26 protein-coding genes, 1 pseudogene and 1 riboswitch are annotated in these 24,145 nt (G+C 63.9%); of the genes and pseudogenes, 13 read left to right on the top strand and 14 right to left on the bottom strand.

The window, feature by feature from the left end:
• Positions 1-52: 52 nt before the first annotated feature.
• On the bottom strand, positions 53-1,936 hold the full coding sequence (thiC, locus tag ACR2J1_RS09980) for a phosphomethylpyrimidine synthase ThiC (RefSeq protein WP_434019177.1): 1,884 nt from the start codon (positions 1,934-1,936) through the stop codon (positions 53-55).
• Between the two features lie 41 nt (positions 1,937-1,977).
• A riboswitch (TPP riboswitch) is annotated at positions 1,978-2,096 on the bottom strand.
• A gap of 107 nt (positions 2,097-2,203) precedes the next feature.
• Positions 2,204-2,698, bottom strand: a complete 495-nt coding sequence (locus ACR2J1_RS09975) for a hypothetical protein (RefSeq protein ID WP_434019176.1) — start codon at positions 2,696-2,698, stop codon at positions 2,204-2,206.
• 516 nt (positions 2,699-3,214) lie between these two features.
• Here ACR2J1_RS09975 and ACR2J1_RS09970 point away from each other — a divergent pair.
• Entirely contained in the window at positions 3,215-4,258 is a 1,044-nt protein-coding gene (locus ACR2J1_RS09970; RefSeq protein ID WP_434019175.1) for an efflux RND transporter periplasmic adaptor subunit, read from the top strand.
• Positions 4,255-5,847, top strand: coding sequence for a DHA2 family efflux MFS transporter permease subunit (locus tag ACR2J1_RS09965; RefSeq protein WP_434019174.1), 1,593 nt, complete (start codon positions 4,255-4,257; stop codon positions 5,845-5,847). Before ACR2J1_RS09970 ends, ACR2J1_RS09965 begins: the two co-directional genes overlap by 4 nt.
• Positions 5,848-5,916: 69 nt before the next feature.
• On the opposite strand, the gene ACR2J1_RS09960 is transcribed toward ACR2J1_RS09965, so the two are convergent.
• The gene (locus ACR2J1_RS09960) at positions 5,917-6,282 is read right to left on the bottom strand and encodes a hypothetical protein (protein WP_434019173.1); all 366 of its coding nucleotides are present in this window, start codon (positions 6,280-6,282) and stop codon (positions 5,917-5,919) included.
• Between the two features lie 194 nt (positions 6,283-6,476).
• On the opposite strand from ACR2J1_RS09960, the gene ACR2J1_RS09955 reads away from it, so the two are divergent.
• Positions 6,477-7,256: an SDR family NAD(P)-dependent oxidoreductase gene (locus ACR2J1_RS09955; protein WP_434019172.1), complete on the top strand. Its 780-nt coding sequence runs from the start codon at positions 6,477-6,479 to the stop codon at positions 7,254-7,256.
• A gap of 190 nt (positions 7,257-7,446) precedes the next feature.
• Positions 7,447-8,275 (top strand): annotated as a pseudogene (locus ACR2J1_RS09950) (transglutaminase-like domain-containing protein).
• Positions 8,276-8,416: 141 nt separating this feature from the next.
• On the opposite strand, the gene ACR2J1_RS09945 reads toward ACR2J1_RS09950, so the two are convergent.
• The gene (locus tag ACR2J1_RS09945) at positions 8,417-8,581 is read right to left on the bottom strand and encodes an Rrf2 family transcriptional regulator (RefSeq protein WP_434019171.1); all 165 of its coding nucleotides are present in this window, start codon (positions 8,579-8,581) and stop codon (positions 8,417-8,419) included.
• Between the two features lie 88 nt (positions 8,582-8,669).
• Here ACR2J1_RS09945 and ACR2J1_RS09940 point away from each other — a divergent pair, with 88 nt between their 5' ends.
• Positions 8,670-8,825 carry a hypothetical protein gene (locus tag ACR2J1_RS09940; RefSeq protein ID WP_434019170.1) on the top strand — a complete coding sequence of 52 codons (156 nt, stop codon included), beginning with the start codon at positions 8,670-8,672 and terminating at the stop codon, positions 8,823-8,825.
• Here ACR2J1_RS09940 and ACR2J1_RS09935 read toward each other — a convergent pair.
• Together ACR2J1_RS09935 and ACR2J1_RS09930 are read right to left on the bottom strand one after the other, a co-directional pair.
• Positions 8,808-9,614, bottom strand: coding sequence for a hypothetical protein (locus ACR2J1_RS09935; protein ID WP_434019169.1), 807 nt, complete (start codon positions 9,612-9,614; stop codon positions 8,808-8,810). The genes ACR2J1_RS09940 and ACR2J1_RS09935 overlap by 18 nt on opposite strands.
• Complete coding sequence (locus ACR2J1_RS09930; protein ID WP_434019168.1) at positions 9,547-10,191, bottom strand: flavin-containing monooxygenase; 645 nt, start codon at positions 10,189-10,191, stop codon at positions 9,547-9,549. The genes ACR2J1_RS09935 and ACR2J1_RS09930 overlap by 68 nt, the downstream gene beginning before the upstream one ends.
• A 208-nt stretch (positions 10,192-10,399) precedes the next feature.
• Between ACR2J1_RS09930 and ACR2J1_RS09925 the strand changes: the two genes are divergently transcribed.
• The 3 genes from ACR2J1_RS09925 to ACR2J1_RS09915 all read left to right on the top strand — a co-directional run bounded on the left by ACR2J1_RS09925 (position 10,400) and on the right by ACR2J1_RS09915 (position 12,763).
• Positions 10,400-11,761: an FAD-binding oxidoreductase gene (locus ACR2J1_RS09925; protein WP_434019167.1), complete on the top strand. Its 1,362-nt coding sequence runs from the start codon at positions 10,400-10,402 to the stop codon at positions 11,759-11,761.
• Between the two features lie 149 nt (positions 11,762-11,910).
• Positions 11,911-12,291, top strand: a complete 381-nt coding sequence (locus ACR2J1_RS09920) for an aldo/keto reductase (RefSeq protein ID WP_434019166.1) — start codon at positions 11,911-11,913, stop codon at positions 12,289-12,291.
• A gap of 7 nt (positions 12,292-12,298) precedes the next feature.
• Positions 12,299-12,763, top strand: a complete 465-nt coding sequence (locus ACR2J1_RS09915) for an aldo/keto reductase (protein WP_434019165.1) — start codon at positions 12,299-12,301, stop codon at positions 12,761-12,763.
• Between the two features lie 135 nt (positions 12,764-12,898).
• Here the strand turns inward: ACR2J1_RS09915 and ACR2J1_RS09910 are convergent, their stop codons facing one another.
• From ACR2J1_RS09910 to ACR2J1_RS09900, 3 genes are read right to left on the bottom strand one after another with little or no spacing between them, the layout of a single operon-like run.
• Complete coding sequence (locus ACR2J1_RS09910; protein ID WP_434019164.1) at positions 12,899-13,231, bottom strand: DinB family protein; 333 nt, start codon at positions 13,229-13,231, stop codon at positions 12,899-12,901.
• Between the two features lie 7 nt (positions 13,232-13,238).
• Positions 13,239-14,012 carry an SDR family NAD(P)-dependent oxidoreductase gene (locus ACR2J1_RS09905; RefSeq protein WP_434019163.1) on the bottom strand — a complete coding sequence of 258 codons (774 nt, stop codon included), beginning with the start codon at positions 14,010-14,012 and terminating at the stop codon, positions 13,239-13,241.
• Positions 14,013-14,020: 8 nt separating this feature from the next.
• Complete coding sequence (locus ACR2J1_RS09900; protein WP_434019162.1) at positions 14,021-15,313, bottom strand: adenylosuccinate synthase; 1,293 nt, start codon at positions 15,311-15,313, stop codon at positions 14,021-14,023.
• Between the two features lie 235 nt (positions 15,314-15,548).
• Here ACR2J1_RS09900 and ACR2J1_RS09895 point away from each other — a divergent pair, with 235 nt between their 5' ends.
• The 5 genes from ACR2J1_RS09895 (at position 15,549) to ACR2J1_RS09875 (ending at position 19,702) form a co-directional block, all read left to right on the top strand.
• Positions 15,549-16,454: a metal ABC transporter substrate-binding protein gene (locus ACR2J1_RS09895; RefSeq protein ID WP_434019161.1), complete on the top strand. Its 906-nt coding sequence runs from the start codon at positions 15,549-15,551 to the stop codon at positions 16,452-16,454.
• Positions 16,451-17,356, top strand: a complete 906-nt coding sequence (locus tag ACR2J1_RS09890; protein ID WP_434019160.1) for a manganese/iron ABC transporter ATP-binding protein — start codon at positions 16,451-16,453, stop codon at positions 17,354-17,356. The genes ACR2J1_RS09895 and ACR2J1_RS09890 overlap by 4 nt, the downstream gene beginning before the upstream one ends.
• Positions 17,353-18,210 (top strand): metal ABC transporter permease, encoded by an 858-nt coding sequence (locus ACR2J1_RS09885; RefSeq protein ID WP_434019159.1) that lies wholly within the window; start codon positions 17,353-17,355, stop codon positions 18,208-18,210. Before ACR2J1_RS09890 ends, ACR2J1_RS09885 begins: the two co-directional genes overlap by 4 nt.
• Positions 18,207-19,067, top strand: a complete 861-nt coding sequence (locus ACR2J1_RS09880; protein ID WP_434019158.1) for a metal ABC transporter permease — start codon at positions 18,207-18,209, stop codon at positions 19,065-19,067. Before ACR2J1_RS09885 ends, ACR2J1_RS09880 begins: the two co-directional genes overlap by 4 nt.
• 164 nt (positions 19,068-19,231) lie before the next feature.
• Positions 19,232-19,702 (top strand): hypothetical protein, encoded by a 471-nt coding sequence (locus ACR2J1_RS09875; RefSeq protein ID WP_434019157.1) that lies wholly within the window; start codon positions 19,232-19,234, stop codon positions 19,700-19,702.
• Positions 19,703-19,767: 65 nt separating this feature from the next.
• Here ACR2J1_RS09875 and ACR2J1_RS09870 read toward each other — a convergent pair whose 3' ends face one another.
• From ACR2J1_RS09870 to folP, 5 genes are all read right to left on the bottom strand, one after another.
• Positions 19,768-20,943 (bottom strand): phosphoserine transaminase, encoded by a 1,176-nt coding sequence (locus ACR2J1_RS09870; protein WP_434019156.1) that lies wholly within the window; start codon positions 20,941-20,943, stop codon positions 19,768-19,770.
• 273 nt (positions 20,944-21,216) lie between these two features.
• Positions 21,217-21,486 carry an outer membrane protein gene (locus ACR2J1_RS09865; protein WP_434019155.1) on the bottom strand — a complete coding sequence of 90 codons (270 nt, stop codon included), beginning with the start codon at positions 21,484-21,486 and terminating at the stop codon, positions 21,217-21,219.
• On the bottom strand, positions 21,438-21,803 hold the full coding sequence (locus ACR2J1_RS09860) for a hypothetical protein (protein ID WP_434019154.1): 366 nt from the start codon (positions 21,801-21,803) through the stop codon (positions 21,438-21,440). The genes ACR2J1_RS09865 and ACR2J1_RS09860 overlap by 49 nt, the downstream gene beginning before the upstream one ends.
• A gap of 251 nt (positions 21,804-22,054) precedes the next feature.
• The gene (glmM, locus tag ACR2J1_RS09855) at positions 22,055-23,401 is read right to left on the bottom strand and encodes a phosphoglucosamine mutase (RefSeq protein ID WP_434019153.1); all 1,347 of its coding nucleotides are present in this window, start codon (positions 23,399-23,401) and stop codon (positions 22,055-22,057) included.
• Positions 23,402-23,557: 156 nt separating this feature from the next.
• Positions 23,558-24,145: dihydropteroate synthase (folP, locus tag ACR2J1_RS09850; protein WP_434019152.1), on the bottom strand; the 588-nt coding region annotated here is incomplete at its 5' end.

Raw genomic sequence — 24,145 nt, 5'->3', positions numbered from 1 at the left:
GAGGATCGCGAAACATCCGGCGGTCAACCGACCCAAGAATGTTAGTTTCACTCTACGACTCCTCCACATAGACCTCCCCGCCGAGCGCGCGGAATTTCTCGCTCATGTCCGCCATGCCCTGCTCACGCTCCGTCTCGGTCAGCGCGCCCTCACCCGGTGCGCCCGCGCCTGAGGGATCGTTCAGTCTGGCAGCATAGTCGCGCACCTCGCGCGTGATCTCCATGGAGCAGAATTTCGGGCCGCACATGGAGCAGAAATGCGCAACCTTGTGCGCCTCCTTGGGCAGCGTCTCGTCGTGGAAGCTGCGCGCGGTCTCCGGATCGAGCGAGAGGTTGAACTGATCCTCCCAGCGAAACTCGAAGCGCGCCTTCGACAACGCGTTGTCGGGGTGGGACGCGGGCGGGTGCCCCTTGGCGAGGTCTGCGGCGTGCGCCGCGATTTTGTAGGTGATGACGCCTGTCTTCACGTCGTCGCGGTTGGGCAGGCCGAGATGCTCCTTCGGCGTCACATAGCAAAGCATGGCGGTGCCGAACCAGCCGATCATCGCGGCCCCGATCGCGCTCGTGATGTGGTCGTAAGCCGGTGCGATATCGGTGACAAGCGGGCCAAGCGTGTAGAACGGGGCCTCGCCGCAAAGCTCGAGCTGCTTCTCGACATTCACTTTGATCTTGTGCAGCGGCACATGGCCCGGCCCTTCGATCATCACCTGACAGCCGCGGTCCCACGCGACCTTGGTCAGCTCGCCGAGGGTCTCAAGCTCGGCGAACTGGGCGCGGTCGTTGCCGTCGGCCATGGAGCCGGGACGCAAACCGTCACCGAGCGAGAACGACACGTCGTAGCGGCGCATGATCTCGCAAATGTCCTCGAAGCGCTCATAGAGGAAGCTTTCGCGGTGATGGGCGAGGCACCATTTCGCCATGATGGAGCCGCCGCGCGAAACGATGCCGGTGACGCGCTCCGCCGTGAGATGGATGTAGCGCAAGCGCACGCCGGCATGGATGGTGAAATAGTCGACGCCCTGCTCGCATTGCTCGATCAGCGTGTCGCGATAAACCTCCCAATCGAGCTTGACGGGATCGCCGCCGACCTTCTCCAAGGCCTGGTAGATCGGCACCGTGCCGATGGGGACGGGCGCGTTGCGGATGATCCATTCCCGCGTGTTGTGAATGTTGCGCCCGGTGGAGAGATCCATGACCGTGTCGGCGCCCCAGCGGATCGCCCACACCATCTTCTCGATTTCCTCCTCGACCGACGAGGTCACCGCGGAGTTGCCGATATTGGCGTTGATCTTGGTGAGGAAATTGCGGCCGATGATCATCGGCTCGGATTCGGGGTGATTGATATTGGCCGGGATGATGGCGCGGCCGAGCGCGACCTCGGAGCGCACGAAGTCCGGCGTGACGAAGGCAGGCACGCTTGCGCCGAAGCTCGTCCCATCGGCGAGCCGCGCTTCGGCGTCCGCTGCTGCGCGCTGGCGGCCGACATTCTCGCGATGGGCGATACAGGCCATCTCGTTCGTGACAATGCCGGCGCGGGCAAGCTCGAGCTGCGTGACCGGCGCGCCGGCCAGGCCCTTGAAAGGTTGGCGCTTCGCGGCGAAGGCACGCGCGAGATGTGCGTCGCCGACATTGCCGTTGTCTTCCGGCTTCACATCGCGGCCTCGATACGCCGCGACACCGCCGCGCGCCTCGACCCAGGGCGTACGCAATGGCGCAAGCCCCTGCTCCACCTCGATCGTCACGCCTTCGTCTGAGTAGGGGCCGGAGGTGTCGTAAACATAAAAAGGAGGCTCGCCGCCGGAGAGGGATATCTCGCGCAACGGCACGGCGACATCGGGATGGCCGTCGGGCGCGGAATAGATTTTGCGGCTGCCGGGCAGCGCCCCGCTGGTCACCTGCGGGCGCGACACGTCCTTGGCGGCAATGAGTTTGTTCATAAGCATCGTCCCTTGCAAGAGGGAATGATGCCGGGAAGCGGATTTGCCGTAAGTTCCAATCCCTTCGCCGGCATGACCCGGATCAGGTTCGAAGGGTCTCCGCTCGGCCAAAGCGACAGCGGACTCTCAGCCCCTTCCTGGGGCTCCCCTCGGAACAATGTGAGTGTAGACCCGCGCGGGCGGGAGTCAAATCACGGCGCTGGCGCCCGTCTGCTCGCGCAAGGAACGGGCGAGCGTGCTCCCCCACGAGGGGGGAGCAGGCCGTGATTACTTCTTGCGGGCCGTCCGGCGCGGTGCGGCGCGGCCGCTGCGGGACGCGGCTGCGGTCGCGTGGCTCGTTCGCCTTGCGGGCGCAGGCTCCCAAAGCGCCTCGTAACCCATGATGCTCAAAATGGCGCCGAGCACGATGGTGATCGCGGCGCCGGCAATGATGCCGCCGGGACTGGCGATCATGCGATCGCCGAGCGTCTGCACGGTGCCGGGAAAGAGCAGGTTGGAGATGCCGCGAAGGATGCCGAGCCAGCCCAGAATGGTGACGATCACCCGCCAATCCGGGACCCAGAGATTATGCACGTTCACGATGGCGAGCCCGGCGACGAGCGCGAGCATGCCGACGACGAAGATGAGAGCCGGGCTGCCGATAAACTCCCGCATGATGCTCGAATAGGCTTCGCCTTCCATAAGCATTCCGAGCGCCATGCCGATGCCAATAAGCAGCAGCAAGGGTCCCGCCAAACGTGCGATCGTGGTCGATGATGTCATGTTGCCCCTCCTTCGCGCCGGGCTCGCGAGCACGGCGACTATCGGCGCTCCGCCCATTGCCCTGCGGCAAAGAGCCTGCGCCATCCCCCTCTGTCCCAGTCAAAAGCGTGCTTGCGGACGTTTCTCGCCGGTCGCATGCGCATCGGGTCGCAGCCACAGAGTGTTTCAGGGCGCAAACCCAACAATTGCGCCCGATTTCGCCCCGCGCGTCCCGAGTGGCGCCACTGTGAAACGGGCGGCAGAGCGAGGCAAGCCGCAAGCTGTCCTGACGGATCTACAATAAAAAGTGTCAAATAAACTCGCGTACAGCGCGACGATTGCTTGGCCGGGTGGAGTCGTGCGTGTCTGCCCCTACACTGCGCCGTTGAGAGCTTACCCAAGCACCACAACGGGAACTTGCAGGCGGCGGGGAAGCAGTTTAAGCCTCGCCATCATTCTGCCGTGCTTCACCGTGACTTCCGGGCCGAGGCTTGCGTTCGGCATGTCGTCCCCCAAAACAACCGAGGTAGGCTAAGCGTGAATCAAGATACTTCGACCAAAACACGCCCGCACGTGAAGGGCGCCTTCTCCCGGTATCGCTGGTTCATACTGCTTGCCGCCTTGATCGCAACGGTCGCGGGCGTGGTTGTTTATTGGCGCTACGCCGCGCTCTATCCCTCCACCGACAACTCCTACACCGTTGCGAACGTGGTGCGCGTTGCGCCGCAGGTCTCGGGCCCCGTCGCCCGCGTCTATGTCGAGGACGACAGCAGGGTGGCTATCAATGCTCCGCTGTTCGACATCGAGCCGGCGCTTTGCGACGCTGCGTTGCGCAACGCGCGCGCGCAGTTCGACGCCGCCGCCAACGCGGCCGGGACCGCGGCCGACGCTCCGAAGGCCGCAGCCACGACGCTGGAAGAAAAGCGCGCCGCGCTCGAAGATGCGCTGACCGCCTATCGCAAGGCCAAGGACGCGCAACAGCACGGCCAGCCTCCCTCCGAAGAGCTCAACACCGCGAAGAAGGCTTGGCAGGATGCTTTGCAGGCATTTAACGACGCCCAAGTGAAATTCGATGAGGCGCAAGACGGCGACCTCACGGTGACGACGCCAACGGTGCAACTTCGCGCCGCCGCGGCGCAGCTCGACAAGGCGACCCACGACCGCGTGCGCACCCATGTGACGGCTCCGGCGACGGGTTGGGTGACGAACGCCTCCCTGCGCCCCGGCACCGTGGTACAGGCGGGAACGCCCGTCTTTGCCGTGGTGGAAGACGGCAACTGGTGGGTGGACGCCAACTTTAAGGAGACCGATCTCTCCCGTATCAGGCAGGGCCAGCCCGCGACCATCGCGCTCGACATGTATCCCGGCGTGAAACTGGAGGGCGTCGTCGAGAGCATCAGTGCCGGCTCTGGCGCCAGCTTCTCCGTGCTGCCGCCGGAGAATGCCACCGGCAACTGGGTGAAGGTGACGCAACGCTTTCCCGTTCGCATCAAGGTCACCAGCCAAGCCGATCCTGAAAAGCCGCTGCGCATGGGCTCAAGCGCCACGGTGACCATCGACACGGTGCTAGGCGAGCAATGAGCCGCAAACAGGGTGCGGCCGGCAAAGGTCGCGGCGGACGGAAGCCGCCCGCTCCGCCGCCGGTGACGATGCGGGCCGAACCGGCCCCCGAGCGACCGCCGCTGCCTCTCGTCATCGCGGTCGTGCTGACCGCCATCCTCGAAGTTCTCGACATCACCATCGTCAACGTGGCGATACCGCATATGCTGGGCGCCTTTGGCGCGACGGCAGATCAAATCACCTGGGTGCTGACCTCTTATCTGGTGTCCGGCGCCGTGGTGATGCCCCTCACCGGCTACCTCTCGACGTGGCTCGGCCGCAGAAGGCTGCTGCTCACCGCCATTACCGGTTTCGTGCTCTCGTCGGCGCTGTGCGGCATGGCGTGGAACCTCGAAAGCATGGTGATTTTCCGCCTGGCGCAAGGCATTTTCGGCGCGCCGCTGGTGCCGTTGAGCCAAGCCATTCTGCTCGACGCCTTCCCGCGCGAACGCCACGGCCAGGCGCTTGCCATTTTCGGCCTCGGCATCATGGTGGCGCCGGTGATCGGCCCGGCGCTCGGCGGCTTTCTCACCGAAGCCTATTCCTGGCGCATGGTATTCTACATCAACATCCCGATCGGGCTGTTCGCGCTGCTGCTGGCGGTGGGTTATCTCCCGCGCCGCGCGGTGCATGAGATCAAGACCGATTGGATCGGCCTTGGTTTGCTGATCCTGGCGGTCGGCGCGCTCCAATTCGTTCTCGATCAGGGTCAGATGCGCGACTGGTTCAGCTCGCGCCTCATCACCGCTGGCGCCATCGTTGCGGCTTTCTCCGCGGTGGCGTTTTTCCTGCGCGGCTGGAACAACCCGGACAACATCATCGACCTATCGCTGCTGAAGGACCGCAACTTTATTCTAGGCACGCTCGCCATCACGGCCTTCGGCATGAGCCTGCTCGGCTGGATGGCGCTGATGCCGCTCTTCAGCCAGCGCCTGCTCGGCTACGGGCCCGCGGAAGCCGGCACCCTGTTCATTCCCCGCGCCGTCGCGAGCGCCATCACGCTGGCCATCACCGGCGGCGTCCTGATCCGCCTGTTCGATGCGCGCTGGCTGGTTGGCTCCGGCCTCGTGCTGACGGCTTTAGGCACGATGCTGATGGCCAATTTCAACCTCTATGTCGACTATTGGGGGATTGCCACGCCCGGTATCATCGCCGGCATCGGCACCGGCCTGTTCTTCGTGCCGCTGACAGCGCTGGCCTTCGCCAGCATTCCAAACTCAAAGCTCGACGAGGCCGCCGGCATCTATGCCCTGATGCGCGGCATCGGTGGCTCAGCGAGCATTGCGGTCATCAGCTGGCTCTATGTGCAGAAATCGCAAATTCATTGGAATGAGCTCACGGCGCATATCACCCCATTCAACCACGATCTCCTGCCCTATCTCCAGCAGCACGGACTAGGCCCCTATTCGCCACAGGCGGGACCTTTGGTGGCCTACGAAGTTGGACGGCAAGCGCAGATGCTCGCCTTCAATGACCTGTTCTGGTTCATCGGCATCGTGACGCTCGCCATCATCCCGCTGCTGTTCTTCACGAAGCGGCCGGAGAAGGTCACGTTGGTGCCCGCGCACTAGGCAGCGCAGCTTTCAGCCATGCGAGAAGCCGACGACCCAGGCGCGCGCCCCGGGATCAAGCTCGTGCGGCTACCAGCAGGCTTTCGCGCCCGAGGTGCAGACGTAAGGCGAGACAACGCCACTCCAGCAGATGGTGTAGGCTCTCGAGGTCACGATGTCGGGCTTGTAGAAAAGCTCCGGGCTAACACCATCGCGCCAATAAGGCTGCGGCTGTCTGCGCATCGCGCTGACGCTGACCGCGCCCAGGCGCTTTGATGCTTTGTATTCAGCGATCGCGTCCGCGACCGCGGCTTGCGCCCGCGACACGGCGGTCGGCTTGTCGAAACCGTCCGCGGTCCCGGAGAAGGCGGCGCATCCCGCCGCTGCGCTCCCCTGCGCGGCGACGAAGCCGCCCGCAAGCAAAGCAAACAGAACGACGCCAAACTTCGACCTCATCACTCAGCCTCCTTGAGCAGCCAACATGCGGTAAGATAATCGGGGTGCGGGCAACTTGGCAGTGGCTTTGCTGTCGCGTTCAGTGGTTGCGACGGCTCTGTAGCCTTTGTGCAACAGTCGCACGTCATTCGCGCGGATCGGGCCGAATCTTCGCGGGGGCCGATCCGAGGACAAGAGGAAACGCGGAAGAGACCATGGCCTCCAAGCTGATCCTCGTAACGGGCGCGTCGAGCGGGATCGGCGCCGCAACCGCAAAGCACTATGGCGCAGCGGGGGCGAAAGTGTTGCTCCTTGCCCGCAACAGGGACCGGCTCGAAGCCGTGGCCTCGGACATCAGAGCCTCCGACGGCAGCGCAAGCCCCTATGCAATCGATCTTGCCGACGCCGACGCCGTGACGGAGGTGAGCGCTGAGATCACCGCCGATCATGGCGCCCCGGACGTGCTCATCAACAATGCGGGCACGGGGCGCTGGCTCTCCATCCTGAACACGACGCCGGAAGAGGCGCGCGCCATGATGGACGTGCCCTATTTCGCGGCGTTTTATGTGAGCCGCGCCTTTCTGCCCGCGATGGTCGCGCGCCGCAGCGGACGCATCGCCTGCATCACGTCTCCGGCAGGCTACCTCGCCTGGGCCGATGCCTGCGCCTATATCGCCGCGCGCCATGCCATGAAGGGCTTCGCCGAGGCGATGCGCGCCGACCTTAAGGGCACGGGGGTCTCGGTGACGCTCGTGGTGCTCGGCACCGTGGAGACGCCCTATTGGGAGCATAACCCCGGCAGCCGCGAGCATCTGCCGGCGACAAACCCGCGCCTCTTACCCACCTTGACCCCCGACCAAGCCGCGTCCGCCATCGTGGACGGCGTTGAGCGGAGGCGGCGAACGGTGATCAAGCCCGGCATTTTCCGCGCCATCTTCATCGCCAATGCCCTCTTCCCCACCTTTGTCGCGCGACAATTGCGGAAGAAGGGCTGATAGACTGCGGCTGTCAAAAGCGCCCCGCGGATCAAGATGACGCAACGCCCGGTTGTCGGGTTCATGCCATGATGGCAGCGGCCGGAGCCGGGCGAAGGCCATAGGTCCCGCTCGTGTGGAGCGGAACTTCGTCGCCTCTTCGCTCTTAGCCTTTTGAAGGGGCAACCACGCTAGCACAGCCGGGCTGACGATGAAGATCCACGCGGGTTACGAGATTTCCTACGACTGCCCGCAGCCGACGCCGATGATCGTCACGCTGAGCGTGCATCCAAGCCGGCGGCAAGACTGCTCACGTCCGACCGCTTGCGGCTCAGTCCCGAGATTCCCACCACGGAATACGAAGATCTCTACGGCAATATCTGCCATGTGGTCCGGGCCCCGGCCGGGCGCATCACGCTCTCCGGCGACTTCGTGATCAAGGATAGCGGCAAGCCCGACGAGACCGGGCCGGAAGCCACGCTACGCCCGCTCGAGACGCTTCCGGTCGAGACGCTCGTCTATTTGCTCGGCAGCCGCTATTGCGAAACCGATCGCCTCTCGGAATTCGCCTGGTCGACCTTCGGAACGCTGCCGAAGGGCTGGCCGCTGGTGCAGGCGATCGTCGATTACGTGCACGAGCACGTTACCTTCGGCTACCCCCATGCCAACGTGGCGAGGACCGCATACGACACCTATACGGAAGGTAAGGGCGTCTGCCGGGACTTCGCCCTCCTGGCGGTCACCTTCTGCCGCTGCATGAACATCCCGGCCCGCTATTGCACCGGCTATCTCGGCGACATCGGCGTACCGGCCGATCCCGCGCCGATGATTTCAGCGCCTGGTTCGAGGCTTATATCGGCGACCGCTGGTACACTTTCGACGCGCGCCACAATCAGCCGCGCATCGACCGAATCCTCATCGCGCGCGGGCGCGGTGCAACGGACGTCGCCATCACCACCTCGTTCGGCCTGCACCAACTCGCGGGTTTCAAGGTCATCACCGACGAAGTGGTTGAGGCCGAGGCGGACATGTCCTCATGATAACCTGGGGCGCATGCCGGCTTCCTTGAGTTGGGGCACCGGTGGGGATGGCGAGCAAGGCCTGGAGCGAGGAGCGCGGCCTGACAAGATCGGCCAACGTGTAATCGTCGAGCACAGCCTTGAAGGCCTCGGACGCCTTTTTCAGCGCCTCCGAAACACGCAGCAGGGCAGGATCGCGCACGGCGCATCGATCGGCGCGAAACATGGCACGAGCGCCATGTCCGGCTCGGAGTAGCGCACAATCTCGCCGAGGCCGATCGTTTCGCGCGGCTTCGCCAGACGCAAGCCGCCGCGCCGCCCACGCACCGTCTCGACATAGCCCGCGACGCCAAGCTAGTAAGCAACCTTCATGAGGTGAGTCTTGGAGATGGCGTAGCTGTCGGCGATTTCCGCGATGGTTGACTTCGATGGCGCGCCGGACAAGTTCGAGCGCTACTTCTCACCCAATCCCGGCGAGGGTGACGGCGGCGAGGTGCGCGGCACGCCCTCTGGGTCATCGCCTGCCGCAGAGGAAGCGGCCAAGCGGAGTAATTTACGACGCAAGCTTTAGCGAGGATCGTGCTGCCGTCGCATCCGATGCGGTCGGAGCGCCCTCCGCATAAGGCAGCGCGGCCGCCGCGCCGAACTTCTTCAGCAGTCGCCGCATATATTTGCGGAAGCGATAATGCTGGATCTCGAATTTATGCCACGCGGTGTCCTGATAGCGGATGCCGTGTCCGATATCCGGCTTCGCCGTCGCCTTCAGCTTGCGGAACCAGGACGCGCGCGCCGGGTCCTTCTCCATCACCACGATGAAGGCCGCGATCAACTGCGCCTGATAGTCGGCGATTTGCCACACCCCGCCTTCCGCCGGCTCGAACAGTCCGGCGACGAAGAGATCGTCGCGCGTGCGCGAAAAGGTATGGATGAAGAGCCTGGAGGCGCCAACATCGTCGAGAATGAGGTTCTCATCCATGAAGGGGATGCTGACCTTGTAGCCGGTGGCATAGATGAGGAGATCGATGTCCTCCGTGCTGCCGTCGGTGAAATGCACTTCGTGGCCGTCGAGCCGCTCGATGCCAGGCTTCACCGTGATGCGGCCATGCACGAGATGATCGAGATAGGTCGTGCAGGCGGTCGGATGCGCTTCGAACAATTTGTGGTCCGGCGCCGGCAGCCCATAGCGGTGATGCGGCCCGACCAGGAGGTCCATGCCGAGCTTGTAGAGACGGTACATGAAAGCGCGCGGCAACGGCCAGCGACTCAAATGATCGATGAAGGCATCGGTAGGCTTACCGAAAATGATTTTCGGAAAGAAATAATATTGTTCGGCGCATGGAGTGCACCGCCTTGGCGCCATCGAGCGCCGCGTCAGAGAGAATATCGACCGCGGAATTGCCGGCGCCGACTACGAGCACACGCTTGCCCTTGAGCTGCGCCTTGGACTTCACGTCGTGAGAATGCAGCACCTCGCCGTCGAACATGCCAGGCGTGCTTGGCTGCTTCTGCGACCAATGATGGCCGTTCGCGACCACGAGCCCGTCATAGCGGCGCGGTGCCGCCTCGCCTGCGATACTGACCTGCCAGGCCCCGACGACTGGCTCGGCACGGTCTACGCGCGCATTGAATGTGATTCGGTCGTAGAGGCCGAACTCGCGCGCATAGGCGCGCAAATATTGCTGCGCCTGCGCGGCGCTGATATAGCGCGGCAACTCGTCGGCCATTTGATAGTCGAGATAGCGCGACAGCTTCTTCGACGAGTTGAGAAACGTTGAGCCGTAGACGACATGCGGGCTTTGCGGATTCCAGATGCCGCCGACATCGCCAAGCGCCTCGAAGCAATCAAAGGGAATGCCGCGCTCGGCGAAAGCCTTGACGACCGGAAGCCCGCATGCGCCGGCGCCTATGATGCAATATCGCTTCACCCGTTCCCTCATCGGCCTGTCAGCCTTTTACCGCAGCTCGCGCTTGACCTAAGCATCTCCGAAATCGGCATTCAACCAGCACGAGACAGGCTCGGGTCTCTTTGATCTCGGTCAAATCGCCGCTCTCTGGTTCCGGGCCCTATGCCTCAGGCCAAGCGGCCCCGTTCGCCTTTTTTTCGCAGTAGTTTCCGCTATGGTCGGGCCGCATTCGGGGGATTTCATGGACATCAAGCACGACATCACCATCAAGAGCTGGGACGGCACCTGGACCTATCGCCCCAAGGTGCTGGTCACGCCCCAGAGCGCCGAGGACATCGTCGCGATCATGACGGATCGCGCGCGCTTCCCCTCGCCCGTGCGCCCGGCCGGCTCGATGCACTCCACCGCGCGCATGAACGGCGACGAGGGCGGCACCATGGTCGACATGAAATCCATGAACCGCATCCTCAGCATCGATGCGGACAGCGTGACGGTGGAGGCCGGGGTCAATTATCTGACCGTCTCGCGCGCCTTGCAGGAGCGCGGCCTGCAATTCCATGTCACCACCGAGATCGGCAACGTCACCCTCGGCGCCATGGCAACCGCCGCGACCAAGGACTCATCCTTCCCCGGCGGCTTCGGCCAGATCAGCTCCTATGTCGAGAGCATGCGATTTGTGACGCCGCAAGGCGAGATCCGCGAGATCAACGAACGCGACAACCCAGACGAAATGCAGCTCATGCGCTCGAGCTACGGGCTGTTCGGCATCGTGTTCGAGCTGACCATCAAGGCGCGCCCGACCGCCGCGCTCGCCGTGCGCCACCACTCCATGAGCATCGCACCCTTCGCCAAGAACTTCCCGCGCTACAAGGAGCAGGGCTATGCGGTGATGTATTACATCTTTCCGTATGTGCGCCGGGTCGTGGTTGAGCTGCGTAAGGACAACCCCGGCGTGAAGCCGAAATCGCGCCGCCGCTGGAGCTACCGCAACCGCTTCTGGCGCAAATATGGTCCGGCCATCACGATCTGGATCCAGGAGCGCACGCGGAACCGCACGCTGCGCAAGCTCGTGGACAGACTCCACTTCTTTATTTTGCGACAGGGACTCGTCTACTTCGTGCGCAGCGACCGCACCTGGCCGCATGCGCAGATCATCAACTATCCGCGTGATCCCGGACGCAACCGCTACATTTTCAGCATGTGGGCGTTCAACCAGGACGGCTCCTTCAAGACGCTCGAGCAATATTGCGATTTCTGCGCCGAGTACGAGAACAGGACCGGCTATCGCTGCGACCTGCCGAGCGTCGGCTATGCCATCTCGCAGGATCGCGGCGCGCTGCTCTCCTATGGCTGGGACTTCCCTACGCTCTCCATCGATCCCGCCTCCACCGGCGGCAAGGAGTGGGAAGACTTCCTGCGCGCCTATAACGAGTTCTGTAGCGGGCGCGGGGGCCTGCCGCTTCTGAACCAGACGCCGTTCCTGACGCCGGCCGAGGTGCATAAGGCCTTCGGCGACCGCTGGACGAAATTCGGCGCAGCCCGCGCCAAAGCCGATCCCGAGGACCGCCTGCTCGACTCCTATTTCCGCGAGCTTTTGAGCTAAAGGCCGGAGTTACCGGCGACACGACAGCCTGTCGCACGGCAGAGCGACACGGCAACTAGACACCCACTCGGACCTTTCCCCATTCATGCGAGGGCAGCGAGACGCGACGCACGCCCTCAATCCTGAGCAGTCGGCGAAAGGATTTGGACATGGAACATCTCAAAATCCCCGGCCTGCCCATTGACACCTCGCGCATCGCGCTCGGCACCTGGGCCATTGGCGGCTGGATGTGGGGCGGCAGCGACGAAGCGGACGCGATACGTACCATTCACGCGGCGCTCGACCGCGGCATCAACCTCATCGACACCGCGCCCGTCTACGGCTTCGGCAATTCCGAGGAAATCGTCGGCAAGGCTTTGGCCGGCGGCCGCCGCGACAAGGCGCTGATCGCTACCAAGGTCGGGCTGGACTGGGAAAGCGGCAAGATTTTACGCAACTCGACGCCGGCGCGGCTGAAGCAGGAACTCGACGATTCGCTCCGGCGTCTGCAAACCGAGGTGATCGACATCTATCAAGGTACATTGGCCTGAGGAGGCCGTGCCCTTCGCGGAAACCGCGGAGACGCTGGAAGGCTTCCGCCGCGCGGGTAAGATCCGCGCCATCGGCGTCAGAAATTTCAGTCCGGCGCAGATGGCCGCCTTCGGCGCCAAAGCGGCGCTCACGACAATCCAGCCGCCCTATAATCTGTTCGAACGCGAGATCGAGAAGGACGTGCTGCCTTACGCCGAGCAGCACGGATTGACCGTCCTCGCTTACGGTGCGCTCTGCCGTGGCCTGCTCGCGGGCAAGATGACGGCGGACACGAAGTTCGAAGGCGACGACCTGCGCAAAAGCGACCCGAAATTTCGGCAGCCACGCTTCGGGCAGTATCTCGCAGCCGCGCAAAAGCTCGATGCACTGGCACGCGACCGCTACGGCAAGACGGTGCTTGCGCTTGCCGTGCGCCGGCTGCTCGACCGCGGCAAGATCATTGCGCTCTGGGGCGCGCGGCATCCCGGCTAGCTCGACGCGATCGAACGAGGCGATGGGTTGGCATATCGATGCGCCGGCCATGCAGGAGATCGACCGTATTCTCGCCGAGAGCATCAAGGACCCTGGTGGTTGAAGATGTGCGGCAGCGCGTAGACAAGCTTCTGCTCAATCTCCGCCGGCCGGGAGATGGTGCGATAGCGCACCATGCGGGTCATGTCCGACGATACGCGCATCCTCTTCGCGGCGCGCGGCGCGCAAATCCTCGAAGTCCTCGAAAAGAATTGCATCGAGCCGCGTGGGCGCGTCGCCCGCGCCCGTCAGGCGCTGCATCCGAATGCGATCCGCGACGAGGAGATGGTTGAGCGTGCCATGCACCGACCCGAAAAACGCGCCGTGATCGGCGCGATACGCGACGTCTGGCAGCACCGCGACCGCATCGTAGACGCGCTCATTCGCCCATGCATTATAGCCCGCGAACATCTGGAGCATCGGCAGCATGGCACGCTCAAGCGCCCATTTTGCGGATGAAGGCGCGGATCGCGGGGAAGGACACGCTTCGCGGCAACGACCGCATGCTCTTGAGGAAGCCCGCGACCTGGGTCGGGAAGGCGATCTCGTAAGGCTTCTTGCCAAGCTTCTCCAGTATCTTCCGCGCACAACGCTCCTTGCTCATCACGAAGAGCTTCTTCTTCGGATCGTACGCGGCATTGAGCGGCGTATCGACGAACCCCGGATTGATGATGGTGAGGTCGACGCCCGTCCCCTCCAGTTCCAGCTTGAGGCTCTCGGCGAGATTGATGACGGCCGCCTTGCTCGCCCCATAGGCGCCATTGCCGGGCCAACCGGAATAGCCAAACAGCGAGCCCATAATGGCGATCTGGCCGCCACGCCGCGCGAGCATCGACGGGAGCACCGCAGCGACGCCGTTGATGACGCCGTCGACATTCAGCGCCATCGTTTTATGGAAGCCGTCGAGATCGATATTGCGAATGTCGAACGGCACGTACATGCCGGCGCCCATCAGAGCGAGATCGATGGGGCCCAGCTCGCTTTCGATGCGCGCCGCGCAGGACTTGAGTTCATCGGCATTCAGCACATCGGCGGGGAAGGCTTTGATGCGCTCGCTGGTGGCCGCAAGCCCGTCGAGCTTCTCACTCGGGCGCGCGGTGGCGGCGACGGTGACGCCCGCTTGCGCAAGCCTGCGTGCAAGCTCGCCGCAAATGGCACCCGACGCGCCCGTGATCCAGGCCAGTTTCCAAGGATAGCTCTTCTCGGCCATAACGTGTCTCAATCCACGAAAGGATCATGCACGAGGATAGTGTCCTCGCGTTTCGGGCTGGTCGAGAGCAGCGCGACCGGCACGCCAATCAGCTCCTCCAGCCGCCGCACATATTTGATGCATTGCGCTGGCAGCTCGGCCCAGGAACGGGCGCCGCGCGTCGACTCGGTCCAGCCTTCCATCGTCTCGTAAATGGGCTCGACCCGCGCCTGCTGGCCTTGCGCCGCGGGGAGATGATCGAGCTTGCGGCCGTCGAGCACGTAACCGACGCAGATCTTGAGCTCCGGGAGTTGATCGAGCACGTCGAGCTTGGTCAGCGCGATGCCGTTGATGCCACCCACGGTGCATGTCTGGCGCACGAGACAGGCATCGAACCAGCCGCAACGCCGGGGCCGGCCTGTGACCGTGCCGAATTCCTGTCCGCGCTCGCCGAGCAGGCGTCCCGTCTCGTCGGTGAGCTCGGTCGGAAACGGCCCCTCGCCCACGCGCGTGGTGTAGGCCTTGGTAATGCCGAGCACATAATTGATGGCGCCCGGCCCGATGCCGGAGCCGGTGGCCGCCTGCGCCGCCACGGTGTTGGACGAGGTGACGAAGGGATAGGTGCCGTGGTCGATATCGAGCAGCGCGCCTTGCGCGCCTTCGAACAGGATGCGCTTGCCTTCGCGGCGCTTCGCCTCGAGCAGCGCCCACACCGTATCGACATAAGGCAGCACCTTGGGCGCGATCTCGCTCAACTGCCGGCAGAGCTCGTCGGCGCTGATCTCGGGCTCGTCTAAGCCGCGCCGCAGCGCGTTGTGATGGGCGAGATTGCGCTCGATCTTCGGCTTCAAGCTGGGAAGGTCTTGCAAATCCATGACGCGGATGGCGCGCCTTCCGACCTTGTCCTCGTAGGCGGGGCCGATGCCGCGCTTGGTAGTGCCGATCTTGCCGTCGCCGGCGGCCGCCTCGCGATACGCGTCGAGCTCGCGATGCAGCGGCAGGATCAAGGTCGCGTTCTCGGCGATGCGCAGATTGTCCGCGCCGATCGTGACGCCCAGCGCCTCGATGCGCACGATCTCGTCCGCCAAAGCCCAAGGATCGACCACGACGCCGTTGCCGATGACCGAGAGCTTGCCCTTGCGCACAACGCCCGAGGGCAGCAGCGAGAGCTTATAGGTCGTGCCGTCGACCACGAGGGTGTGGCCGGCATTATGACCGCCCTGGAAGCGCACCACGACATCGGCGCGCTCCGACAGCCAGTCCACGATCTTGCCCTTGCCCTCGTCCCCCCATTGGGAGCCGACGACCACGACATTGGCCAATTTCGCTATCCTTAAGTGATGCCCGCAAGAAAGCCGAACGGCCCCGAAGAAGACCGGGGCCGTGTGGCGTTATAGCGTGCCGATTGAGTCGAGGCGAGGCGTGAAAGCACTCCTTCTAGGCGCCCCGCGTCTCACCCCAGACCGCGTCGCTGGTAATTCTTCTTGCGACTAAGTTGCAATTGTGCACCCGATGTGCCATGTTACTTGCGAATAATTCGCAACTAGGAGCAAGCGCATGGCGGACCGCTTCTCGCGGCGCATAGGGACCGGTCTGAGCTTCGCCGTGTTGCTCGTGCTCACGGCGAGCGGGGCGCTTGCGGCCGAGAAGTTCAAGGCCGTCACAACCTTCACGGTGATCGCCGACATGGCGCAGAACGTCGTAGGCGACGCGGCCATCGTGGAATCGATCACGAAGCCGGGCGCCGAGATCCACAACTACCAGCCGACGCCGCGCGATATTCTCAAGGCACAAGATGCGCAGCTCATTCTCTGGAACGGGCTCAATCTCGAGCAATGGTTCGAGAAATTCTTCCAGAACCTGAAGGACGTGCCGAGCGTTGTCGTCTCCGATGGCGTCGAGCCCATGAGCATCGTCGAGGGCCCCTATAGCGGGAAGCCGAACCCGCATGCCTGGATGTCGCCAACCGTGGCGCTGACCTATGTCGACAACATCCGCGACGCCTTCGCGAAATACGATCCGGCGAACGCCGAGACTTACAAAGCGAACGCCGAGGCCTACAAGAAGAAGATCACCGATGAGATCGCACCGATCCGCGCCGAGCTCGAGGCGATCCCCGCCGACAAACGGTGGCTCGTGACAAGCGAGGGCGCCTTCAGCTATCTCACCCGCGATTTCGGCATGAAGGAAGTGTTTCTCTGGCCCATCAACGCCGACCAGCAGGGCACCCCGCAACAGGTGCGCAAGGTCATCGACAAGGTGAAAAGCGAAAAGATCCCGGTGGTGTTCAGCGAGAGCACCATCTCTCCCAAACCGGCTGAGCAGGTCGCGCGGGAGACCGGCGCCAAATATGGCGGCGTGCTCTATGTGGATTCCTTGAGCGAGACGGATGGCCCGGTTCCGACCTATATCGACCTCCTGCGCGTGACCACCGACACGATCGCGAAGGGCCTTAAGCCATGAACATCCACGAACCCTTGGCCGCCGCGACATACCGCCATGACGGATCGGGACTGGCGGTGGAGGACGTGAGCGTCACCTACCGCAACGGCCAGACCGCTTTGCGCAACGCCAGTTTCGAGATCCCGCGGGGCACCATCACGGCGCTGGTCGGCGTCAACGGGAGCGGCAAGTCCACCCTGTTCAAGGCGATCATGGGTTTCGTCCGCGTCGCCAAGGGCACCATCACGGTTCTCGGAGAACCCGCCAAGCAGGCGCTGAAGAAGAACGTTATCGCCTATGTGCCGCAGAACGAGGATGTCGACTGGAGCTTCCCCATTCTCGTCGAGGACGTCGTCATGATGGGGCGCTACGGCCACATAAATTTCATGCGCATCCCCACCGCGCGAGATCGCGCTTCTGTGACAGATGCGCTGGCCCGCGTCGGCATGACGGAATTCCGAACGCGGCAGATCGGGGAATTGTCGGGCGGGCAGAAGAAGCGCGTTTTTCTCGCCCGCGCACTCGCCCAGGATGGGCACGTCATTCTCCTCGACGAGCCCTTCACCGGCGTCGACGTCAAGACCGAGGACGCCATCGTGGTGCTGCTGCGGGCGCTCCGCGACGAGGGCCGCGTGATGCTCGTCTCCACGCATAATCTCGGCAGCGTGACGGAATTCTGCGACCGCACCGTGCTCTTGAAGAACACTGTGCTAGCCTATGGCCCCACTGCGGAGGTCTTCACCCAGGAGAATCTGGAGCGCGCCTTTGGCGGCGTGCTGCGCCATATCGTGCTGCGCGAAACGGAGGCCGGGAAGCCGCGTTCGGTCGAGGTCATCACCGACGACGAACGCGCGCTGGTGCTCTACGGCGATACGCCAAAGCCGCGTGCAGCCGCGAAAAAGCCCCCGCGCCGCAAGCCATGACCCTGCTGCTCGAGCCATTCACCTATGACTACATGCTTACCGCCATGTGGGTGAGCGCGCTCGTGGGTGCGGTGTGCGCCTTCCTCTCCGCCTATCTGATGCTAAAGGGCTGGTCGCTGATCGGTGATGCCCTCTCCCACTCGATCGTTCCGGGCGTTGCCGGCGCCTATATGCTCGGCCTCCCCTTCGCGCTCGGCGCCTTTTTCTCCGGCGGGCTGGCCGCCGCTTCGATGCTGTTTCTCAATCAGCGCACGCGGCTGAAGGAAGACGCCATTATCGGGCTTATCTTCACCTCCTTCTTCGGCCTCGGCCTCTTCATGGTGTCGCTGTGGCCGGCCTCGGTGAACATACAGACCATCGTGCTCGGCAACATTCTCGCCATCACGCCGGAGGATACGCTACAACTCGCTATTATCGGCGTCGTGTCCCTCACCATCCTCACTCTCAAATGGCGCGATCTGATGGTGGTCTTTTTCGATGAGACCCATGCCCACTCGATCGGGCTCAACGTGTCGCTCCTGAAGATCGTGTTCTTCACGCTCTTGAGCGCCTGTACCGTCGCGGCCCTGATGACAGTCGGCGCCTTTCTCGTCATCGCCATGGTGGTGACGCCCGGCGCCACCGCCTACCTCCTCACCGACCGCTTCCCGCGGCTGATCGCGATCAGCGTGGCGATCGGCACGGTGACCTGCTTCGTCGGCGCCTATCTCAGCTATTTCCTCGACGGCGCCACCGGCGGAGTCATCGTCGTGCTGCAAACCCTCGTCTTCGTCGCAGCGTTTGTGTTCGCGCCCAAGCACGGGATGCTCGCCTCGCGCCGCCGCGCCGCCGAAGCCATAGAGGCGGCGGCATGAGCGAGCTCCTTGCCGCCCTCGTCCAACCGTTCCAGTTCGAGTTCATGCGCGACGCGCTTCTGATCTCGGTGCTCGTTGCGGTGCCCGCGGCGCTCCTCTCCTGCTTCCTCGTGCTCAAGGGCTGGTCGCTGATGGGGGACGCCATCTCGCATGCGGTGCTGCCCGGCGTGGTCCTCGCCTATATCGCGGGCTTCCCGCTCGCCGTCGGCGCCTTCGCCGCCGGGATGACCTGCGCGCTCGCCACCGGCTTCATCAAGGAGAACAGCCGCATCAAGCAGGACACCGTGATGGGCGTGGTGTTTTCCGGCATGTTCGGCCTCGGCATCGTGCTTTACACCAAGATCCAAACCGAGGTGCATCTCGACCACATTCTGTTCGGCGACATGCTTGGCGTCGGCTTCGGCGATATTCTGGAGTCCGGCATCATCGCCGTCATCGTCACCGCGATCATCGCGGTGAAATGGCGCGACTTTCTGCTGCACGCTTTCGATCCGGTGCAGGCGCGCGCCGTGGGCCTGCCGGTGCGCGTGCTGCATTACGGCCTGCTCGCGATCCTATCGCTGACCATCGTAGGCGCCCTGAAGGCGGTCGGCATCATCCTCGCCATCGCCATGCTGATTGCGCCGGGCGCCATTGCGTTTCTACTGACGCGCAAGTTCAGCACCATGCTGCTGCTTGCGGTAGCGATCGCGGTGGTCGCCTCCTTCTTCGGCGTCTATCTCAGCTTCTTCATCGACAGCGCACCGGCGCCGACGATCGTGCTGCTGATGACGATCGTTTTTATCGGCGCGTTTCTCGTCACGTCACGGCGCACCGCTCTCGCCGAGCGTGCGTATCGTGAGCGCCTCAAAGCCTGACCGCCACGGTCGAGACACAAAGAGCCACGGCGTTGCAACAATTCTTGCAGATCGCCGGATGATCCGCCGCACCTCGTGCCTCAAAGTCATCGTATCCCCGCCAGATTTGACCCGCATGCCTCTCCCTACGCGTAACGGGGGCTCTCCCAAAACAGGAGTACCACATGCGAGTATGTTTTCTCGCTGCCGCGATGCTGTGTTTCATGGCATTGCCCGGCAGCACCGAACCGATCGGCGCGACCACGATGGGCGGCTTGGCAGCAGCAGCGGACGCCGTCGAGAGGGGCGGCTCCACACCATGGCTCAGACACGCCATAAGCGACGTCGGCACGAACCCGACGGGATGGAAGCGCCAATGGTGCGCGAAATCAGTCAATCTTTGGCTCAACAGTAGCGGCAAGCGCGGCTGCGGCGGCAACAGCGCTGTCTCCTGCCTGCAAGCCGGCAAACGGCTGTCGGGCCCGCAGGTCGGAGCGCTGGCGGTGATGAAGCATCATGTCGGCATCGTCAAAGCCGTGAACGGGAATGCTGTGACACTCGTGTCCGGCAACCATGCCGGACGTCCCGGCGCCCGCACAGTGGGCGTCGGCAACTACTCCAAGAGCCGCATCATCGGCTATGTGTGGCCGCATTAGAGTCTCACGCGAACCACTGTAAGCGTTGCGTGCGCCTCCCTCCCGCAAACGGGTGGGAGGCTTTTTTATGCCGCCTTGGCGAGCCCGCGCTTCACGTGTGCGAAGGCCCAGTCGAACCACGGCAGCAGCGCCTCGATGTCAGAGCGCTCCACCGTGGCGCCGGTCCAGATGCGCAAGCCCGCCGGCGCGGCACGATAGGACGCGATATCCTTGGCGGCGTTCTCGGCGTCGAGCAGCGCCGCCATGCGCCGCGACACCGCGCCGGCGGCCTCTGGCCGTAGCGTCACGATGTCGGGATCAACGATCTTGAGACAGACCGATGTCGTGGAACGCGTCTCGGGCACCTTCGCGAGAAAATCGATCCAAGGCGTGCGCGCCACCCAATCGGCGATCGCCTTCGCGTTCGCATCGCAGCGCGCGATGGTGCCGTCCAGTCCGCCCACGCTCTCGACCCAATCGAGCGCGTCGAGATAATCCTCGAGGCACAGCATCGAGGGCGTGTTGATGGTCGACCCCTCGAACAGCTCGGACATGAGCTTGCCGTTCTTGGTCATGCGGAACAGCTTCGGCACCGGCCACGGCGGCCTATAGCTCTCGAGCCGGTCCACTGCACGCGGCGAGAGGATCAGCATGCCGTGCTGCGCCTCGCCGCCGAGAACCTTCTGCCAGGAATAGGTGGTGACATCGAGCCGGTCCCAGGCGAGCCGCTGGCCGAACACGGCGGAGGTCGCGTCACAGATCGTCAGCCCTTCGCGATCCGTCGCGATCCAGTCGCCGTCCGGCACGCGCACGCCTGACGTGGTGCCGTTCCACGCGAACACGACGTCGCGGGCGAAGTCCACGTTGGAAAGGTCGGGAAGCTCGCCGTAAGGCGCCGTCAGTGCCCGGATGTCGGGGAGCTTGAGCTGCTCCGAGATGTCCGTCACCCAATCCTGGCTGAACGCCTCCCAGGCGAGCACGTCGACGCCGCGCGGACCGAGCAGCGACCAGAGAGCCATTTCGACGGCGCCCGTGTCGGAGGCGGGAACGAGCGCGACGCGGTAGTCCGACGGAAGCCGCAGAATGTCGCGTGTGCGGGTGAGAGCGAGTACGATGCGGGCTTTCGTCTCGGGCTGGCGGTGATTGCGCCCGAGCAGCGCCCCCTTCAGGCCATCCAGCGACCAGCCCGGATGTTTCGTGCAGGGCCCGGAGGAGAAGCGCGGGCTCAGAGGGCGCAGGGCCGGTTTCTCCGGCAGGGTCACGGGCAGTCTCCTAGCGGCAACGCGGCCGAGAACTTGCCCATACTTTCGGCAGCCACGCTCCGTCAAGCGCCAGCGCGGCACAAAAAAAGCCGCCCGTCGCGAAGGACGGGCGGTTTTGAGTCAGTGGGATCGTGTTGGGTGGGTTACCTAAACGCAACCGGGATGGGCGCCTCGGCTTGCGTGCCGAGCTTCCAGCGGACAGCGAGCATCAGATCGTGCGAGGTAACGTCGTTGAGTCGAGGCCACTATAGGAGCCCGAGCCGTCGTAAGCCGTCACCGCGCCGCTTCTCGCATCACAAGATCAGCGTAGCGATAAGCGAGGTCGAGCATCACCGCCGGCGTCACGTCATAGGCGAGACCCGCATAGACGGCCCAGGCGAAATTCGTCTCGGTCTGGTCGGCGCCATAGAACACGCTGTTTTGGGGCACGTTGACGTCTTTAAGGCCGAGCACGTAAATCGACGCGAAGCCGACGCCGCCGCCGATATAGGGCGTCACGCAGTGCCAGGTGCCGAGATCGATATGCATGTTGGCGAGGCCCATCCAGCTCTCGATGTCGGCGGTGTATTCGTTCGTGCCGCCCGTGAAGCCAAAGCCGCCCTCATAGGAATCCTGCGCGACGAAGAGCGACTTGCCGCGATATTCGCCGGTGATGTCGAAGCGGAATAATGGCCGGTGTCGTAACCGAGGCCGAGGCCGAACAGCGGCGCGCTCTTGATGTCCTCATGGAAGATCGTGAACTCGCCCGTGTCGAAAATTTCGTTGTCGATATTGCCGACGACCGGGTTGGCGGCGCCGATGAAGCCCTTCAGATACCAGGGTCCGCCGCAGGTCGTGCAAACGACCGGTGCGACCTCCATGGGCATCTCCGGCAGGCCAAGATCCGCGGCGCCAGCTCCCAACGTCTGGCCCAAAGCCAGGGCGAGGCCGAGAAAAATCGAGCGAGTCTGTCCCTCACTGTCCCCTTTTGCTTTTGCAGGCGCGTGAACCGAACCGTCGCGGTCGGAACACTGCGCTGTGTCATTTCGGGACTTGGGATGCGTTCGGTTAATGGAGCCCTAACCCGCGTGCTGAAGCGGGACGCGCCTGAAGGTGCAGTGGAAGCCTGGAGCTACGCCGCGGCGTCCGTCAGAGCATGGACGATGTCGGAGACCACCGTTTTCACAAGACCCTCGTCATCGCCCTCGGCCATGACCCGAATCACGGGCTCGGTGCCGGACGGGCGAATGACGAGCCGGCCGGACGTTCCGAGCCGCGAATTGCCGCTGTCGATGGCCCGGCGCACGGCGATATTGTCGAGCGGCTGGCCGTTCTTGTAGCGAACATTGGTGAGGACCTGCGGCAGCGGCTCGAACCGATTGCAGACTTCGCTCACCGGCTTGCCGCTCTGCGCGACGACGGCGAGGATCTGCAAGGCCGTGACGAGCCCGTCGCCGGTCGTGGAGAAGTCGGACAACACGATATGCCCCGACTGCTCGCCGCCGACATTGTAGCCGTGGCGGCGCATATGCTCGACCACGTAACGGTCGCCGACCGGCGTGCGCGCCATACCGAGTTCGAGACTTTCCAGATAACGCTCAAGCCCGAGATTGGACATCACGGTGGCGACGATGCCGCCGCCGGCGAGCCGTCCCCGCCGCAGCCAGGACTCCGCGATCACGGCCATGATCTGGTCGCCGTCGATCATGCGGCCCTTCTCGTCCACAATCACGACGCGGTCGGCGTCGCCGTCAAGCGCGATGCCGATATCGGCGCGAACCTCGCCGACCTTGCCGATCAGATCGTCGGGGGCGGTCGAGCCGCAATCCCGGTTGATATTCAAGCCGTTAGGATCGACCCCGAGCTTGACGACGTCGGCGCCAAGCTCCCACAGCGCCTCGGGTGCAACCTTGTAGCCAGCGCCATTGGCGCAATCGATCACGACCCTAAGGCCATCGAAGCGGATATTCTTCGGCAGGGTGCGCTTGGCGAATTCGATATAGCGCTCGCGCGCGCTGTCGATCCGCGTCGCCCGCCCGATCTGATCCCCGGGCGCGAGGAGCTGGGCCCAATCGCCGTCCATCAAGGCTTCGACTTCGCTTTCGGTCTCGTCGGACAATTTGTAGCCATCCGGGCCGAACAGCTTGATGCCGTTATCGACAAAGGGGTTATGCGAGGCAGAGATCATCACCCCGAGATCGGCGCGCAGCGAGCGCGTTAGCATCGCGACGGCGGGCGTCGGCATCGGGCCGAGCAGGAACACATCCATGCCGACCGAGGTGAAGCCGGCCACGAGCGCGGACTCGATCATATAGCCGGAGAGCCGCGTATCCTTGCCGATCACCACGCGATGGCGATGGGCGCCATTGGTGAACAGCTTGCCCGCGGCCATGCCGACCTTCATCGCCACTTCCGCGGTCATCGGATGAATGTTGGCGCTGCCACGGATGCCATCCGTGCCAAAATATTTGCGTGCCATTGTCGCTGATCCCCCGCCTATTCCCTGGGCGCCCAATGTTTCATCGGGCAGTCTGGCGTTTGCATGGGAGTATGCTCCTTGCACCCTATGATCTCAGTTCAAAAAGTGTAAGCAAAGATTACACCACTCGGCCTTAAGCCTAGGTTTCTCAGCTGGTTAATCCGGATTTCCCCAGTTTTCTGCGCCCGCGACCCCGGCCCGCCAGACGCAGAGCGCCTGCCGCGTGCCCGCGACGTCGTGCACCCGCAACATCTGGACGCCCTGGCCGCATGCGATGAGGGCGGCGGCCTGCGACCCCGGCTCCCGCTCACGCGGTGCGCCCTCCCGCCCGAAGGCGCCGATGAAGCGCTTGCGCGAGGCACCGACTAGGAGAGGAACGCCAAGCCCGTGGAAGATGCTCATATGGGCGAGGATGGCGAGGTTGTGGGCGAGCGACTTGCCGAAGCCGATGCCCGGGTCGGCCGCGATCCGCGCGCGTGGAATGCCGCCGGCCTCCGCGGCGGCGATCCGCTCGGCCAGGTAGTCGAACACTTCGAGCACGACGTCGTCGTAAGAGGGGTTGTCCTGCATGGTCTTGGGCACGCCCTGGGCATGCATGAGGATGACGGCGAGCCCCGTCTCGGCCGCAACGGCGAGACTGTCGGGATCGTAAGTGAGCCCCGAGACGTCATTGAAGATCGCGGCACCTGCCGTGGCGGCGGCACGCGCCACATCGGCTTTCCGCGTATCGATGGAGATGGCAGC

Origin of the sequence: Methyloceanibacter sp. (assembly GCF_050999895.1) — a bacterium.
Lineage (GTDB): Bacteria > Pseudomonadota > Alphaproteobacteria > Rhizobiales > Methyloligellaceae > Methyloceanibacter.
Note: the sequence above shows the minus strand (reverse complement) of the source record. Positions and strands in the feature narration are given on the sequence as shown.